At 71.0% G+C, this 15,596-nt stretch carries 13 protein-coding genes; 8 read left to right on the top strand and 5 right to left on the bottom strand.

Annotation, left to right across the window (positions count from 1 at the left end; genetic code table 11):
• Window positions 1-7: 7 nt before the first annotated feature.
• The 3 genes from ACFWY5_RS47185 to ACFWY5_RS47175 are packed head-to-tail and all read right to left on the bottom strand — an operon-like array spanning window position 8 to window position 5,923.
• Window positions 8-1,486, bottom strand: a complete 1,479-nt coding sequence (locus ACFWY5_RS47185) for an MFS transporter (RefSeq protein WP_379638797.1) — start codon at window positions 1,484-1,486, stop codon at window positions 8-10.
• Entirely contained in the window at window positions 1,483-4,308 is a 2,826-nt protein-coding gene (locus ACFWY5_RS47180) for an MMPL family transporter (protein ID WP_379638796.1), read from the bottom strand. Before ACFWY5_RS47180 ends, ACFWY5_RS47185 begins: the two co-directional genes overlap by 4 nt.
• Entirely contained in the window at window positions 4,301-5,923 is a 1,623-nt protein-coding gene (locus ACFWY5_RS47175) for a fatty acyl-AMP ligase (protein WP_379618370.1), read from the bottom strand. Before ACFWY5_RS47175 ends, ACFWY5_RS47180 begins: the two co-directional genes overlap by 8 nt.
• Window positions 5,924-6,039: 116 nt before the next feature.
• Here ACFWY5_RS47175 and ACFWY5_RS47170 point away from each other — a divergent pair, with 116 nt between their 5' ends.
• A complete protein-coding gene (locus tag ACFWY5_RS47170) occupies window positions 6,040-7,278 on the top strand; it encodes an MFS transporter (RefSeq protein WP_379638795.1) in 1,239 nt (412 codons plus the stop codon).
• A gap of 513 nt (window positions 7,279-7,791) precedes the next feature.
• On the opposite strand, the gene ACFWY5_RS47165 is transcribed toward ACFWY5_RS47170, so the two are convergent.
• Both ACFWY5_RS47165 and ACFWY5_RS47160 read right to left on the bottom strand, forming a co-directional pair.
• Entirely contained in the window at window positions 7,792-8,898 is a 1,107-nt protein-coding gene (locus tag ACFWY5_RS47165) for an NAD(P)/FAD-dependent oxidoreductase (protein ID WP_379618366.1), read from the bottom strand.
• Between the two features lie 41 nt (window positions 8,899-8,939).
• Window positions 8,940-9,569: a hypothetical protein gene (locus ACFWY5_RS47160; protein ID WP_379618364.1), complete on the bottom strand. Its 630-nt coding sequence runs from the start codon at window positions 9,567-9,569 to the stop codon at window positions 8,940-8,942.
• Window positions 9,570-9,659: 90 nt separating this feature from the next.
• Between ACFWY5_RS47160 and ACFWY5_RS47155 the strand changes: the two genes are divergently transcribed.
• The 7 genes from ACFWY5_RS47155 to ACFWY5_RS47125 all read left to right on the top strand — a co-directional run.
• Complete coding sequence (locus ACFWY5_RS47155) at window positions 9,660-10,289, top strand: IclR family transcriptional regulator (protein ID WP_379618362.1); 630 nt, start codon at window positions 9,660-9,662, stop codon at window positions 10,287-10,289.
• A 77-nt stretch (window positions 10,290-10,366) separates the two neighbouring features.
• Window positions 10,367-11,527, top strand: coding sequence for a homogentisate 1,2-dioxygenase (locus tag ACFWY5_RS47150; RefSeq protein WP_379638794.1), 1,161 nt, complete (start codon window positions 10,367-10,369; stop codon window positions 11,525-11,527).
• Window positions 11,488-12,279 (top strand): hypothetical protein, encoded by a 792-nt coding sequence (locus ACFWY5_RS47145; protein ID WP_379618358.1) that lies wholly within the window; start codon window positions 11,488-11,490, stop codon window positions 12,277-12,279. Before ACFWY5_RS47150 ends, ACFWY5_RS47145 begins: the two co-directional genes overlap by 40 nt.
• Window positions 12,266-13,378, top strand: coding sequence for a fumarylacetoacetase (fahA, locus tag ACFWY5_RS47140; protein WP_379618356.1), 1,113 nt, complete (start codon window positions 12,266-12,268; stop codon window positions 13,376-13,378). The genes ACFWY5_RS47145 and fahA overlap by 14 nt, the downstream gene beginning before the upstream one ends.
• 73 nt (window positions 13,379-13,451) lie before the next feature.
• On the top strand, window positions 13,452-14,645 hold the full coding sequence (locus ACFWY5_RS47135; RefSeq protein ID WP_379638793.1) for an Ig-like domain-containing protein: 1,194 nt from the start codon (window positions 13,452-13,454) through the stop codon (window positions 14,643-14,645).
• A gap of 54 nt (window positions 14,646-14,699) precedes the next feature.
• A complete protein-coding gene (locus tag ACFWY5_RS47130; protein WP_379618352.1) occupies window positions 14,700-15,131 on the top strand; it encodes an NfeD family protein in 432 nt (143 codons plus the stop codon).
• A 4-nt stretch (window positions 15,132-15,135) separates the two neighbouring features.
• The coding region (locus ACFWY5_RS47125) for an SPFH domain-containing protein (RefSeq protein ID WP_379638792.1) at window positions 15,136-15,596 on the top strand (461 nt) is incomplete at its 3' end.

Below are 15,596 nucleotides of genomic sequence, written 5' to 3'. Positions count from 1 at the left end.
TGAACCCTCACGGCAGGCTCAGCAAGCTGACCAGCGCCCCGCCCAGCACGAGCGCGGCGGCGGCGAGCAGCCCGACGGTGTACCCGGCGGCGAACGTCCCCACGGCGTGCACCACCCCGCCGACCCCCGCGATCCCGAACAGCCCGGAGATCTCCCGGCTCACGCTGAACACCCCGCCCGCCACCCCGGCCCGCTCCTCCGGCACCGCACCGAGCACCGCCGAACCCAGCGGCATCGTCAACGCCGACCCCACCCCGATCGCGCAGACAGCGGGCAGCAGATCGCCCCACCCGTCCCCCGGCCGCAGAAAGGCCGCCACCACCATCCCACCCGCCACCAGGACGAGACCCGCCGCGACGGTACGCCCCGCTCCCGCCCACCGCTCCACCCACGGCACCAGCGGCGCGACCGCCACCACCAGCAGGGCCAGCGGCACGAACGCCAGCCCAGAGGCCGACGGCGTGAACCCGAGCACGTCCTGCAGAAAGATCGCGGTGTAGAAGAACACGCCGTTCACCCCGAGCCCCCAGAGCACCTGCGCCACCACGCCGCCGCTGAAGCTACGGACCCGGAACAGCCCCAGATCCACCATCGGCCACGCCGCCCGCCGCTCCACCACCACGAACGCCACCCCCGCCACCAGGCTCACCACCACCCCCGCGACAATGTCCGGCCGCGCCCAGCCGTACTCAGCCCCGTGGATCAACACAAAGGTCCCCGCCCCCAGAAACACCCCCGAACACACCACCCCCGGCCCATCCATCCCCACCCAAACCCGCCCCCAGACCCGGAACCCGGATCCGAGCCCACCATCGGTCCTGGAGCGGTACCCCGAGCGAGAACCGGAGCGGGACCCACAACCGACCCCAGCGTCGGTCCTTGAGCGGTAACCGAAGCCGAAGCTGGGTTGAGGGTCTGGGGGCAGGGCCACGAGCGCCAGCCCGATCACCGCCGCCCCCAGCGGCACATTGATCAGGAACACCCATCCCCAGTGCGCGTGCTCGCTCAGATACCCGCCAACCACCGGCCCGAGCGCCAGCGCCGCAGCACCGGAGGCCATCCACACCGCGATCCCCGCCGACCGCCGCCGTTCCCCGGCACCCGCCAGCACGGCCAACGTGGCAGGCAAGACCATCGCCGCCCCCACCCCCTGCACCACCCGAGCCGCCACCAGCACCTCAACGGTCCCGGCCAATCCAGCGACCACCGAAGCGACGCTGAACACCGCCATCCCCGCCACCAGCACCCGCCGCCGCCCCCAGAGATCCGCCAACCGCCCCCCGGCGAGCATCAACCCGGCAAACGTGATCACATACCCCGTGCCCACCCACTCCATGGCCGCCAGCCGCGCCCCCAGTTCCCGCCCCATCGTGGGCACCGCGACCGTCACCACCGTGTTGTCCAGCGTCGTCACGAACCCCGCCAGCCCCACCACCCCGAACAACCCAGCCCAAGCCCCCTCCACCCGGGTGGCGGCGACCGTCACGACTCAACCTCCACCCAAACCCACCCACCCGGCACAGCCCTGACCACCCTGGTACGGCCGGCCGTAACCTTGACCCACCCAACCTCCACATCCTTGACCGGCGCCGAAACCTCCCTCCGCGAGTAGGGCAACTTCCGCAAGGGCCCCCCTTCCTCCCCCCGAGCCCTCCCCACCAACGGCTCGCGCCCAGTCCCCCCGGACCCCAACCCGCGCCCGGCCACCGGCTCCACCTCACGCCCGGCTACCCCAGGCCCCCGCGCGCTCCCGGCCAGCGGCTCCACCTCGGGCCCTGTTACCCCGGACCCCCGGGCGCACCCGTCCGGCAGCTCCGGCTCGTGCTCCGCCGCCACGGGTTCAGGGTCGGTATCGGCCCCGAACACCACCCGCCCACTCACCCCGCCCTCGGAACCCCGGCCACCCAGTGCCGGGCTACCAGCGGCGCGCTCGTGTCCTTGGGCCCGCCCATCCACCGCAGGCTCGTCCGCGTTCTCCCAGTACCACCCGGGCCCGTCGGGGTTCGGCCGGATGACCCGAGCCGGTGCCGCGTCGCCCGCGTCGCCCGCCGTACCAGAGCGCCGGACTCCACCGCCGTCCCGACCCGCCGACCCGGCGCCAAGAGCGCGGGCCGATACTCCACCGGCTGACCCGTCCCCATGGGGGTTGGGGAGGTGGAGGGATTGGAGCCGGCGGGGCGTCCACCAGTTGGCCCCGCCCATGAGGCGCATGGTGGCGGGCACCAGCAACGCCCGTACCAAGGTGGCGTCCACCACGATGGCCACGAACATCCCCACGCCCAGCAGCTTCACGATCGTGATGCCCGCCGTGGAGAACGCCCCGATCACCACAAGAAGCAGCAGGGCCGCACTGGTGATGATCCCGCCGGTCTTCTCCAGCCCGAGGGCCACAGCGGCAGCGTTGTCCCCGGTGCGCAGCCACTCGGTACGCACGCGGGACAACAAGAACACCTCGTAATCCATCGACAGCCCGAACACCACCGCCAGGATCAGCACGGTCACGGTCGCCTCGATGGTCCCGGTCGGGGTGAAGCCGAGCGTGGAGGCCAGGTGACCGTCCTGGAAGGCCCAGACGATGACGCCGAAGGAGGCGCCGATGGACAGGACGTTCATGAGCAGGGCCTTCAGCGGCAGCACCACAGAGCCGAACGCCAGGAACAACAGCACGAACGTCACCCCGCCCACGACCAGCGCCATCCACGGCAGGACGGCGGTGAGGCTGGCCATCAGGTCCATCTGGGCCGCGGTGGGTCCGCCCACGATGACGGCGCGCGTGTTGGGCTCGGGCGCCATGGACCTGATCAGGGTGACGATCCGCTGGGCGCGGGCGGACATGGGGTCGGCGTCGTAGCGGACGGACAGGCGGACGGCGCCGTTGGCCTGGGAGACTCCGGCCAGGTCGACGCCGGTGACGCCGTCGAGGGCGTCGATGCGGTCGGCGAACGGCTTCGCGTCCAGCGGGCTGACCGGGGTGACGGCGGAGACGGGCGTGTAGCCCTGGCCCACGGGTCCGGGGGCTGCGGGCTTCGCCGAGAAGTGGCGTTCGATGAGGACGTGCACGTCGATGGCGGCCATGGAGTTGCGCGCGAAGTCGCGGTCGACGGCCTCGGCGACCTGGCGGGACTCGGCGGCGGCGGGCAGGACGCGGTGGTCGACGTTGCCGAACTTCACGTGGGCGAACGGCAGCGCCAGCGCCACCAGCACCCCCATCACCCCAACGAGGTAAACAACGGGCTTTTTCATGACGCTGGCGGCTATACCACGCCAGAAGGTGCCGTTTCCCGTGAAGACCGGGACCACCCGCACCGCGTCCACCCGCCGCCCCAGCACTCCCAGCACCGCGGGCAGCACCACGAGCGCCGACAGCATGGCCACGAGCACCACCGCCGCCGCCCCGAGCCCGATCGAGCGCAGGAACATCTGCGGGAACAGCAGCAGCCCCAGCAGAGCCGTGGCCACGGTGAGCCCGGAGAACGCCACGGTCCGCCCGGCCGTGGCCATCGTGCGTACGACGGCCTGCTCGTTGGTGGCGCCCCGCCGTACCTCCTCCCTGAAGGCGCTCAGCACGAACAGCGAGTAGTCGATCGCCAGCCCCAGCCCGAGCATGGTGACGACGTTGAGGGAGAAGACGGAGACCTCGGTCACCTCGGTCAGCAGCCGCAGCAGGACCAGCGCGCCGAGCACGGACAGCAGCCCGACCAGCAGCGGCAGCCCCGCGGCGACCAGGCTGCCGAAGACGATCACCAGCAGCACGAGCAGCACCGGCATCGAGATGGCCTCGGCCCTGGCCAGGTCGCGGCCGGTCTGGTCGTTGAGCTCCTTGACCAGGGGCACCGAGCCGCCCACCTTGACCTGGAGGTTCTCGACGGCGAGGCGGTCCTTGACCTCGGCGTAGGCACGCTGCTTGGTCTGCGGGCCGCCGCGCAGGGTGATCAGCGCGTAGGTGGAGTGCTCGTCCTCGGAGACCATCCGGGGGGAGGCGGTGGTCCAGTAGGTGGCGAGCCTGCGCACGTGGGCGGCGGGCAGGCGGCGCAGCGAGTCGTGCACCGCCTTCTTGAACCTCGGGTCGGCGACCTTGACCTTCGGGTGCCGGTAGAGGACGACCACGTCGGGCGAGTTGCCGCTGTACCAGGCGTCGTTCCAGCGGGCGGCCGTGGTCGAGTCGGCCTTGGGGTCGTCGAACCCGCCGTCCACCATCCGCCCGAACAACTCCATGCCGAACGGCGCGGCCAGCACCGCCAGGGCGAGGCTCAGCACCAGCAGCGTCCACCTGCCGCGATAGACGATCCGCCCGGCCGACTCAAACAAAGGCGTCCTCCAGGTAGGCCTGAAGGCAGGCCCGCCGCGCGATCTTCCCGCTGGATGTCCTCGGTACGGCTCCCGCCGCCGCCAGCACCACGTCGTGCACGGCCAGATCGTGCTTCCTGGCCACGGCGGCCCGCACGAGCCTGGCCACCTCGGACAGATCAGCCTCCAGCCCGCGCCGGGAACGTTCGGCCACCACGACCACCCGCTCCCCCAGCTCACCCGGCACCGCGAAGGCCGCCACGTGATCGCGCCGCACCGCCTCGCACGCCTCCTGAACGGTGGCCTCGATGTCCTGCGGGTAGTGGTTGCGCCCGTCGACGATGATCAGGTCCTTGATCCGCCCGGTCACGTAGAGCTCGCCCTCGTGGATGACCCCGAGGTCGCCGGTGCGCAGCCAGCCGGACCCGAACACCTCGGCGCTGCGCTCGGGGTCGCGCCAGTAGGCGCGGGCGACGTTCGGCCCCTGGACGCGGATCTCGCCGACGTGCCCGTCCGGCGCGTCGACGCGGACCCGCTGCCCGGTCGGCCGCCCGCAGGAGACGAGCGTGCTCTTGGCGCCCGACGTGTACGCCACCGCCCGCCCCTCCCCGAGCGCCTCCCGGTCGAACTCGGTGACCTTGGCGACCTCGTCACAGCCGACGGCCGAGACGAACACGGTGGCCTCGGCCAGGCCGTACGCGGGAGTGTGGGCCTGCGGCCGCAGCCCACAGCGCGCGAACGCGGCGTGGAAGGCGGCGCCGGTGCCGGGCCTGACGGGTTCGGCGCCGTTGAGCATGACCCGCACGCCGGACAGGTCCAGCCCGTCCTTGTCGGCCTCGCTCACCCGCGCGGCGGTGTACTCGTAGGCGAAGTTGGGCCCGCCGGTATAGACGTCGTCGAACTCGCTGAGCAACCGCAGCCAGCGCACCGGGTGCATGACGAACGCGACCGGGTCCATGAACGCCACCTGGTTGCCCCCGACGATGGGCAGCGCGATGGTGGCGATCAGCCCCATGTCGTGGAAGAGCGGCAGCCAGAGCGCGGCGACGGAGGAGCGCGGCTTGGCGTCGAAGGCCTCCCAGAGCTGCAGGGCGTTGGCCTCCACGTTGCCGTGGGTGATCTCGACGCCGGTGGGCTGCCGGGTGGAGCCGGAGGTGTACTGCAGGTAGGCGAGGTCGTCAGGCCCGAGCGCCACCTCGTCCCATTCGTCGGCGAGCAGGTCGGAGACGGTGTCCACGGCGAGTACGGCCCCGCCGTCCACGAAGGCCCGCACACCGGGCAGCGCCGGCGTGGTCGTGAGCACGAGGGCGGGCTCGGCGTCGGTGTAGGCGCGGGCCAGCCGCTCGGCGTGGCCGGGCAGGTCGGGCGCGAACAGCGGCACCGCGACGACCCCGGCGTACAGGGTTGCGATCATGGCCACGACGTAGTCGAGTCCCTGAGGCGCGAGGATGGCCACCCGGTCACCGGGCCCGGCCAGTTCCCGCACGCGCACGGCCAGCGCGCGGGCCCTGCGGTCCACCTGCCGCCAGGTGAGCGTGTGCCACGCCCCGTCGCCCAGATGGTCCACGAAGGTGTAGGCGGGCGCGTCGGGAATCTCCCTGGCCCATCGGGCGACTCGCCGTATCAGCACGCTCACGATCCAGCAAATTACGGCAGATAGCACCGCGTTTCTTGCCAATCGCCTGCACATTCCAAAGCCGGTCTTGTTACCCGCCGACAGAAATGTCGCAGGCAGGCGGGACAATGGCGCGAGTGCAGAGCTTTCGCCAGGATCTCGTGCTCCTCCGGGACCACCGTTTCGCCCTCCTGCTGTCGGCCAGGACCATCTCGGTCCTCGGCAGCGCCTTCGCGCCGGTGGCGCTGGCGTTCGGCGTGCTCGGGCTGCCAGGGGCGAACGCCTCCACCCTGTCGGTGGTGCTGACCGCCCAGTCGCTGCCGATGGTGCTGTTCATGCTGGTCGGCGGGGTGATCGCGGACCGCTTCCCCCGGCAGCTCGTCATGATGACCGGCGAGTGGGTCAACTGCGCCGCCTACTCCGCGCTGGCCGCGATGCTGTTCACCGGCTGGACGCCGCTGCCCGCGCTGACCACCGCCGCCGCCCTCGCCGGCATCGCGATGGCCGTGCTCTTCCCCGCCCTCACCGGCATCATCCCCGAGGTCGTGCCCGCCGACCGGCTGCAGACCGGCAACGCGCTGCTCGGCCTGGGCGCCAACACCTCCCGCGTGGCCGGGGCGGTGCTCAGCGGCATCACCGTGACACTGGTCGGCGGCGCCTGGGCGCTGGCGGTGAGCGGGCTGATGTTCGGCGTCTCGGGGCTGCTGATCCAGTTCCTCCGCCTGCCGGCGCACGTGCGGACCGGCGACGCGCGGCATTCGGTGCTGCGCGACCTGAAGGACGGGTGGAAGGAGTTCAGCTCCCGGCAGTGGCTGTGGGTGGTGGTGGCCCAGTTCTCCGTCATGATCATGGCCCTGCAGGCGGCCCACGGCGTGCTGGGGCCGCTGCTGGCCAAGGAACATCTCGGCGGCGCGGGCGCCTGGTCGGCCGTGCTCGCGGGGGAGGCCGTGGGCACGCTGGTCGGTGTGGTGGTGGCGTTGCGGCTGCGGCCCAAGCGGCCCATCCTGATCGCCACGTTGCTGTGTTTCCCGTCGGCGCTGCCGTACTTCCTGCTGGGGGTGGACGCGCCGCTGTGGGTGGTGGTGGCGGGGGCCTTCTTGCTCGGGATCTGCTTCGACGTGTTCGGCGTGCTGTGGCAGACCACGTTGCAGCGCGAGGTGCCGCCCGAGGCGCTGTCGCGGGTGAGCGCCTACGACGCGCTGGGGTCGTTGATGTTCGGGCCGCTCGGCTTGTTGCTGGCGGGCCGCCTGGCGGTCATGGTCGACGCGAGGTCGGCCATGCTGGTCTGCACGGCCGTGGTCGTGGTGTCGACGGCCGCGGCCCTTCTCTCACCGGGTGTACGCAACCTGCGGGCGCCGGAGTTCCCCGCGAAGTAGTCGTTGGCGCTCGGCTGGAACATCAGTGCCACCGCCCCCAGCACCGCGGTCAGGTGGAGCACCCGGCTCGCGCCCATGGCGAGGTCGGCCGCGCCGGCCGAGGACAGGGCCTCCGCGAGGCCGCCGCCGGCCATGAAGTACCGGATCGGCTCGATGACCAGCGAGATCGTGCCGAACACGCCCAGGGTCGCGGTCAGCGTGAGCCTGGCCCAGTTCTTGCCCCTTCGCAGCGCGAGGGCGAGGTAGACGGCGGCGGCGTAGATCGCCAGGCGCAGGCCGAGACCTCCGGCGAGCTCGCCCACGCTCGCCTCGCCGCTGATCAGCAGGCCGCTGACGGCGATCGCGGTCTCGGCGGCGCCGAGCGCGACCGCGGTGAGCCACAGGCCCGCGGAGGTGCGGACGGAGTGCGGAGCAGACATCTTCGTTCCTTCCCGAGTTTCCTTCCCGAAGTGTCCGCCGCGATCACCGTCCTGATCTGCCCCGCACTCCCCCGAAGTGCGGGTAGGGCTGGCCTTACCTGGAGTCTCCGCTGGTCCGCAGGCCTCTGGTCGGCACCCGCCGGCCCAGCCCGAAGCGGGCGTCCGGGGCGTGCTCGCCGTCCAGGACCCCGGCCACGTACGCGGCCAGCGAGGGCGCGTGCTTGAACCCGTGCCCGGAGTCCCCGCCCAGCAGCCAGACGCCCGGCGCGGTCTCGGCGATGATCCACTCCGCGTCGGGCGTGAGCGCGTACTGGCAGACCTGGCTGAACAGCACCGGCGCGCCGGCCAGCGAAGGGAACCTGCGCGCCAGATACGTCCTGGCCCGCTCCACGCCGGCGGCGTCCACGGTGCGCGGGCCGTGCTCCGGCTCGTACGGCTCGCCCTCCACGTCGGAGGTGGCCTTCATCCCCACCCCGTCCACGTCGCCGTGCCCGTAGAACGAGGCGCTGTGATCCACGAAGGCGGGCATGCCCGGCACGGTCCACGCGGCCGGCACCGCGAAGTGCAGCGTGTCCTGCTTGGTGACGGTCAGCGGCGCGTCGAACAGTTCCGGCATCCACGCCCCCGTCGCCCAGACCACCCGGTCCGCGGTGAGCGTCCGCCCGTCGACCACCACCCCGCCGTCCGCGGGCAGCGCCCGCGCCCTGACGAGCTCCGCCCCAGCCCGTACGGCCAGCGCCGCCGTCACCTGCGTGGCCCGCCGCGCCCTGATCACCCCGGCCTTGGGCTCCCAGAGCAGGAAGCTGAGCCCGTCGGGCCGGAACTCGGGGAAGAACCTGCTCCCGTCCGACGGCTCCAGCACCTCGCAGGGGATGTCCAGGTTCTTCAGCACCCGGGCGCTGGCCTGCTCCCACCCGTCGGGATCCTGGGCCAGCCACATCATCCCGGCCTCGTGGTAGAGCTGCTCACCGGCCCGTTCCTCCAGGCGGCGCCATCCGTCGAGCGCCTGCCAGAAGGACCGGGCGTACCACTCATCGTCTCCGTGCGCGGCGCGCAGCAGCCGGGTCTCGCCCGCGCTGGCCTGCCGTACGTGCCCGGGTTTGTGCTGTTCGATCAGCGTTACCTGCCAGCCTGTTTCGGCCAGCCGCAATGCCAGCGACGCACCCCAAATACCCGCTCCGACCACGATGACCGATTTCATGCCACCACCGTGGCCGCTCGACGCCACCCGCCGCAAGGGCCTCAGACCACGATCATCTTCACCACGACGCCCGCGCAGTTGCCCGCCACGCAGATGCGCACGGGGATCTCGAAGTGCCCGCTCATGGCCGGGACCCCGCCGACATGGCCGTCCGGGCCGATGCTCACGCCCTCCGGCAGCTTGTCGTAGTCGGTCACGGTGAACGTGGGCAGGACGCCGGTCGGGCCCCCGTTGATCGAGATCTCCCCGTTCATCGGCTCCCCGACCTTGCCGGGGAAGGTGAGGTTGCCCGGCTCCCATGGAACGTTCCGGTAGACGATGAGCGTGATCATGTCTTCGGCGCAGGTGCGCCCGCGGCAGAGCTCGATCGGCGAGGCGAAGGTGCCGGGTCTCAGCGGCTTGCCCTGCAGGCTGCCGCTCTCGTCCACCCTTACGCCCGGCGCCACCTCTTTGGGCCGGATCTGGGCCTGCTCGTCGAAGGGCAGGATCCGCTCGCCGACCTCGATGCCCTGGGTGGCGTAGAACGTGGTCTCGACCAGCAGGCCGGGCTTGGATGTCCGGGGCGGGCTCATTCCGTTGCTGCGGATCAGGGAGGACGCCCGCTCCCCGACCGAAGGCAGAGCGGGGATCAACGCACAGATAGCCAGCCCGCCGATCAGGACAAGCCACATTTGCCGCATATTTACCCCCCGGTCCGACTAACCGGGTACTTACCCGCTTCAGTGCGGAGCGTCACACCAGCACCACGCATAATCAACAGCATGGCCGCAGAATCCGCCCAGACCCTGGAGCGCGGGCTCCGCCTGCTCCGGCTGCTCGCCGACGGGCACGGGGGCCGCACACCCACCGAACTGGCCGCCTCGCTGGAGCTGAGCAGGCCGGTGGTGTACCGGCTGGTCACGACGCTGATGAACGAGGGTTTCGCGCGCAGGGACGCCGAGGGGCGGGTGCATCTCGGGTTCGGGGTGCTGGTGCTGGCGCAGGCCGTACAACCGCTCCTGCGGGCGGCGGCGCTGCCGACGCTGCGGCGCCTGGCCGAGGAGGTGGGCGCCACCGCGCACCTGACCGTGGCCGAGGGCGACGACGGGCTCGCGGTCGCGGTCGTCGAGCCGTCCTGGACCGACCTGCACGTGGCCTACCGCGAGGGCTCGCGGCACCCGCTGGCCAAGGGCGCGGCGGGCCAGGCCATCCTCGCGATGCGCGGCGGCAACACCGGGTATCAGGTGACGGAGGGCCAGCTCCAGGAGGGTGCCCGCGGGATCGCCGCACCGGTCACGGGACTGCCGTGGCTGGAGGCGTCCGTGGGGGTGGTGAGCTTCGGCGGACTCGCCGAGGGCACCGGTCCCCGCGTCGTGGTGGCCGCCGGCGAACTCGCCGCCGCGCTTGGTTGACAGTACGGCCCGCCATGAAGGACGGTAGTTACACATAGAGGACATAAGTGTCCGATAACCGGACGGAGTTGAGAGAGATGCCGTACTACCGGCTCGTAGGCGAGGTACCCAGGAAGCGCCACGTGCAGTTCCGGCGCCCGGACGGCGGCCTGTACGCCGAGGAGCTCATGGGCGAAGAGGGCTTCTCATCCGACTCCTCCCTGCTCTACCACCGCCACCTCCCCACCGCGATCGTCAAGGCCGAGGCGGTCGAACCGCTCCTGCCCGCCACGACCAGCGCGAACCTGCCGCTCTCCCCGCGCCACTTCCGCACCCAGGACCTCGCCTCCGCCGGAGACCTGGTGACCGGCCGGATGCTGCTGTCCGCCAACGGCGACGTCCGATTGTCGTACGCCACCAGCGACCGCCCCAGCGAGCTGTACCGCAACTCCATGGGCGACGAGTGCGTCTACATCCAGCGCGGCAACGTACGCTTCGAGTCCACCTACGGCGTCATCGAGGCGGGAGAGGGCGACTACATCGTCGTCCCCACCGGCACCATCCACCGGTGGGTGCCGTCCGGCACCGTGAACGTGCTGGCCATCGAGGCCTCCGGGCACATCAGGCCGCCCAAGCGCTACCTGTCGCAGTACGGCCAGTTCCTGGAGCACGCCCCCTACTGCGAGCGCGACCTGCGCACCCCGCAGGAGCCCTTCACCGCCGAGGGCGAGGAGGTTCCGGTCCTCGTCCGCACCCGCGGCGGGCTGACCAGGCTCGTCTACCGCAACCACCCGTTCGACGTGGTCGGCTGGGACGGCTACCTCTACCCCTACGCCTTCAACATCAACGACTTCGAGCCGATCGTGAAGAAGACGCACGCGCCGCCGCCCGTGCACCAGACGTTCGAGGGCCCCGGCTTCGTGGTCTGCTCGTTCATGCCGAGGCCGCTGGACTTCCACCCCGACGCCGTGCCGATCCCCTACAACCACCACAACGTGGACTCCGACGAGTTCATGTTCTACGTCGGCGGCGACTACTCCGCCCGCGCGGGCTCCGGCATCGACGTCGGCTCGATCTCCTTGCATCCGGCCGGCTTCACCCACGGCCCGCAGCCGGGAGCGGTCGAAGCGGTCATCGAGGCCGGCGCCACCCACACCAGCGAGATGGCCGTCATGGTCGACACCTTCCGCCCGCTCGACCTCGGCCAGGGCGCGCTGTCGTGCGAGGACCCCGGCTACGCCTGGACCTGGGCACGATGAACACCCTGTTCACCGCCCTCGTCGACGACGCCGGCCTGTTCCCGCCGACCTCGCTGCACATGAACGAGGCCCTCGCCCGCCACCGGCGCGACCTCGAAGCGGCCAGCCCCCTGCTCACCCACCGCTTCCTGTGCCCCGCCTCCCGCCTCGACACGCTGCGCCGCGCCGAGCCCCGTCCCACCCGCATGGGCCTGATCCTCGACACCGGCGAACTGCCCGCCTTCGCCGACCTCCCCATCGACTTCGTGGAGGTACGGCTGCCGCCCGAGGAGGCCGGCCGCCTGGACCTGCCCGACGGCGTCCGCCTGTTCATCGAGGTCCCGGCCCGATCCCAGGTCACCGGCCTGCCCGAGGGCGCCGGGCTCAAGGTGCGCTGCGGCGGGACGACCGCCGACGCCTTCCCGCCCGCCGAACACCTGGGCGCCTTCATCGCCCACTGCGTGAACAACGACATCCCGTTCAAGGCCACGGCCGGGCTGCACCACGCCGTACGCCACTTCGACCCCGCGCTCGGCGTCGACCGGCACGGCTTCCTCAACCTCGTGCTCGCCGTCTGCGAGGCCGTGGAGCACCGCGATCCGGTGCCCGTCCTGCGCACGACCGACGTCGGCCATCTGGTACGGCTGGCGCTGGCCGTACCGGAGGAGAGCGCGAAGCGCGCCCGTGAACTGCTGGTCAGCTACGGATCGTGCAGCACAAGCACGCCCATCGACGACCTCAAGACACTAGGAGTGATCAGTGACGGAGCGTAGGTGGGGCGTCGAGAACCTGCCCTATGGGGTGTTCTCCCGCCGGGGCGAGGCCCCGCGCGTGGGCGTGCGCTTCGAGGACCGCGTCCTGGACCTGTCCGCGTTTCTGCACGACGAGGTGTTCGCCACCGGCAGCCTCAACGCCTTCATGGCCCGCGGGCGGCACGCCTGGCACGACACCCGCGCGCTCATCCAGACCAAGCTGACCGACGACCTCTCGCTGGCAGAACCGCACCTGATCCCGCTCGACCAGGTCACGCTCCACCTGCCCGTCGAGGTCGCCGACTACGTCGACTTCTACGCCTCGGTCGACCACGCCACCAACATGGGCAAGATGTTCCGGCCGAACGCGGAGGCGCTGCTGCCCAACTGGCGCCACCTGCCCGTCGGCTACCACGGTCGCTCGGGGACCGTGGTGGTCTCGGGCACGCCGGTCACGCGGCCCAGCGGGCAGTTGCGCGCCGGGGTGTTCGGTCCGTGCGCCAAGCTCGACATCGAGGCCGAACTGGGCTTCGTGGTCGGCACGCCGTCCGCGATCGGGGCTCCCGCCGGGGCGTTCGAGGACCACGTGTTCGGGGTGACGCTGCTCAACGACTGGAGCGCCCGCGACATCCAGGGCTGGGAGGCGCAGCCGCTCGGGCCCTTCCTGGGCAAGTCGTTCGCGACCTCGATCTCGCCGTGGGTGACGCCGCTGGAGGCGCTGCCGCGGGTGCCGGGGCGTGCGCAGGATCCGGCGCCGCTGGACTATCTGCGCAGGCAGGGTGACTGGGGGCTGGACATCGAGCTCGAAGTGCTGCTCAACGGGGTCGTGGTGTCGCGGCCGCCGTACCGGAGCATGTACTGGACGCCGGATCAGATGCTCGCCCACATGACCGTGAACGGCGCGGCGCTGCGGACCGGCGACCTCTACGGCAGCGGCACGATCTCCGGGCCCGAGCCCGGACAGCGCGGCTCGCTCATGGAACTGAGCTGGAACGGCACCGAGCCGATCAAGCTGCCCGACGGGTCAGTGCGCACGTTCCTGGAGGACGGCGACACGGTGACCATCACCGCCACCGCCGGCGGGCTCGGCCTGGGGGAGGTTTCCGGAACTGTCCGATAGGTGACTCGATGTGCTCAAGCCGTGACTCACCGCTACCCTAGGAGCTCCCCGCCCCCAGGAATCCAGGAGTGAGATGCGGCGTGCCGCGGCTTTCTGTCTCGTCGTCCTGCTCACGGTCGTGGGGTGCTCCTCGGTCACGGCCGAGACCCCCGCGGCCGCGCCCCCGGTCATCACCACCTTTCCGGCCTTCGACTCCGACCGCGCCCGGCCGGACCGCGGCCTCGTGGTCAAGGCCGGCGGCGGCACGTTGCGCCAGGTCCTCGCGTACGCCGCGGGCCGCCCGGTGCCCGGCTCCCTCGACCCGGGGGGCACCACCTGGCGTTCCAGCTGGGCGCTGGAGCCCGACACCGAGTACGCGGTGACCGCGACCGCCGCCACCACCGGCGGTCCTACGTCCATCGCCATGGGCCGCTTCCGCACCCGCGCCGCCGGCCGCGCCTTCAACGTCGCCTCCGTCTCGCCGCTGCCCGGCGAGGAGGTCGGCGTCGGCATGCCGATCATCGTCACCTTCGACGGCCCCGTCCGCGACAAGGCCGCCGTGGAGCGCGCGCTCGAGGTCACCGCGGCCAAGCCGATCGAGGGCGCCTGGCGCTGGACCGGCGACACCCAGGTCGTCTATCGCACCAGCCGCTTCTGGCCGGCCCGGCAGAAGGTCACCTTCACCGCCCACCTGACCGGCGTACGCCCGTCCCCCGGCGTCCTCGGCACCGCCGACCACACGCTCTCCTTCACCGTGGGCCGCAAGCAGACCAGCACCGTCGACACCCGCACCCACCAGATGGTGGTCAGGCGCGACGGCCAGGTCGTCCAGAACATGGCCATCAGCGCGGGCATGGCCACCACCCGCGAATACACCACCACCAGCGGAGTCCATCTCACGATGGACAAGGGAAACCCGGTGCGCATGGTGTCCCCGGGACGAAAAAAAGGCGACCCCGGTTTTTACGACCTGATGATCGACCACGCCGTGCGCATCTCGAATTCCGGCGAATACGTGCACGCGAAGAACAACGTCTGGGCCCAGGGCCGGGCCAATGTCAGCCACGGCTGCATCAATTCCCGCCCTGACCAGGCAGCTTGGTTCTACGCCAACTCCCTGCGCGGCGACCCCGTCAGCATCACCGGCACCGACCGGCCACTCGAATGGAACAACGGCTGGGGCTACTGGCAGCTTTCCTGGGAGAAATGGCGGCTGGGCAGCGCACTTCACGATCCGGCATCCGGCGGCGGATGGGTGCAACAAGCGCCCGCTCCAGGTTTAACGTAGGAGGGGGAACATCAAGCAGACCTAGGCCCGTTCACCTGTCAGGAGGGCCAACGCATGGAAGATTGGGTCATCTGGATAATCCTCGCCGTCGTGCTCGGTGTGGCGGAGATCTTCACCCTCACGGCCGCTCTGGGCATCCTTGGCGTCGCATCTCTCTTGACCGCCGCCACCGCGGCACTAGGCCTGCCCATTCCGCTTCAACTGCTCGTCTTCACACTGTCGTCGGCGGCCGGGCTGTTCACTGTCCGGCCCATCGCCCTGCGGCACATCCGCCAGCCCCAGCTCAAGCGCTTCGGCGTGGAGGCGCTGGTCGGCAAGCCCGCGTACGTGACCTCCGAGGTCACCGGCCGCGACGGCAGAGTGCGCATCGGTGGCGAGGAATGGTCCGCACGCGCCTATGACGAAACGCTGGTCATCCCCACCGGGGCGACCGTCGACGTCATCGAGATCGAGGGCGCCACCGCCCTCGTCTATCCCCGGGAGTGATCATATGGAGCTGCTGATCGTCGGCTTGGTCATCGCCCTCTTCGCGGTGATCACGGTACTCAAAGCGGTGCGCATCGTGCCGCAGGCGAGGGCCCGCAACGTCGAGCGGCTCGGCCGGTACCACCGCACCCTCAAACCCGGACTCAACTTCGTCATCCCCTACGTCGACCGCGTCTACACGATGATCGACCTGCGCGAACAGGTCGTCTCCTTCCGGCCCCAGCCGGTCATCACCGAGGACAACCTCGTCGTCGAGATCGACACCGTCCTCTACTTCCAGGTCACCGACCCCCGCGCGGCCGCCTACGAGATCGCCAACTACATCCAGGCCGTCGAACAACTCACCGTCACCACCCTGCGCAACGTCGTCGGCTCCATGGACCTGGAGAAGACCCTCACCTCCCGCGACACCATCAACAGCCAGCTACGCGGCGTCCTCGACGAGGCCACCGGCAAATGGGGCCT

Source organism: Nonomuraea sp. NPDC059007, assembly GCF_042740555.1.
Taxonomy (GTDB): domain Bacteria; phylum Actinomycetota; class Actinomycetes; order Streptosporangiales; family Streptosporangiaceae; genus Nonomuraea.
The sequence above is the reverse complement of the archived record's forward strand: the minus strand, read 5'-3'. Positions and strand labels throughout refer to the sequence as shown.

Coding starts and splice junctions, on each gene's coding strand:
- ACFWY5_RS47165 (WP_379618366.1), bottom strand. CDS start 8,898: ATGAAATCGGTCATCGTGGTCGGAGCGGGTATTTGGGGTGCGTCGCTG.
- ACFWY5_RS47160 (WP_379618364.1), bottom strand. CDS start 9,569: ATGTGGCTTGTCCTGATCGGCGGGCTGGCTATCTGTGCGTTGATCCCC.
- ACFWY5_RS47155 (WP_379618362.1), top strand. CDS start 9,660: ATGGCCGCAGAATCCGCCCAGACCCTGGAGCGCGGGCTCCGCCTGCTC.
- ACFWY5_RS47150 (WP_379638794.1), top strand. CDS start 10,367: ATGCCGTACTACCGGCTCGTAGGCGAGGTACCCAGGAAGCGCCACGTG.
- ACFWY5_RS47135 (WP_379638793.1), top strand. CDS start 13,452: ATGCGGCGTGCCGCGGCTTTCTGTCTCGTCGTCCTGCTCACGGTCGTG.
- ACFWY5_RS47130 (WP_379618352.1), top strand. CDS start 14,700: ATGGAAGATTGGGTCATCTGGATAATCCTCGCCGTCGTGCTCGGTGTG.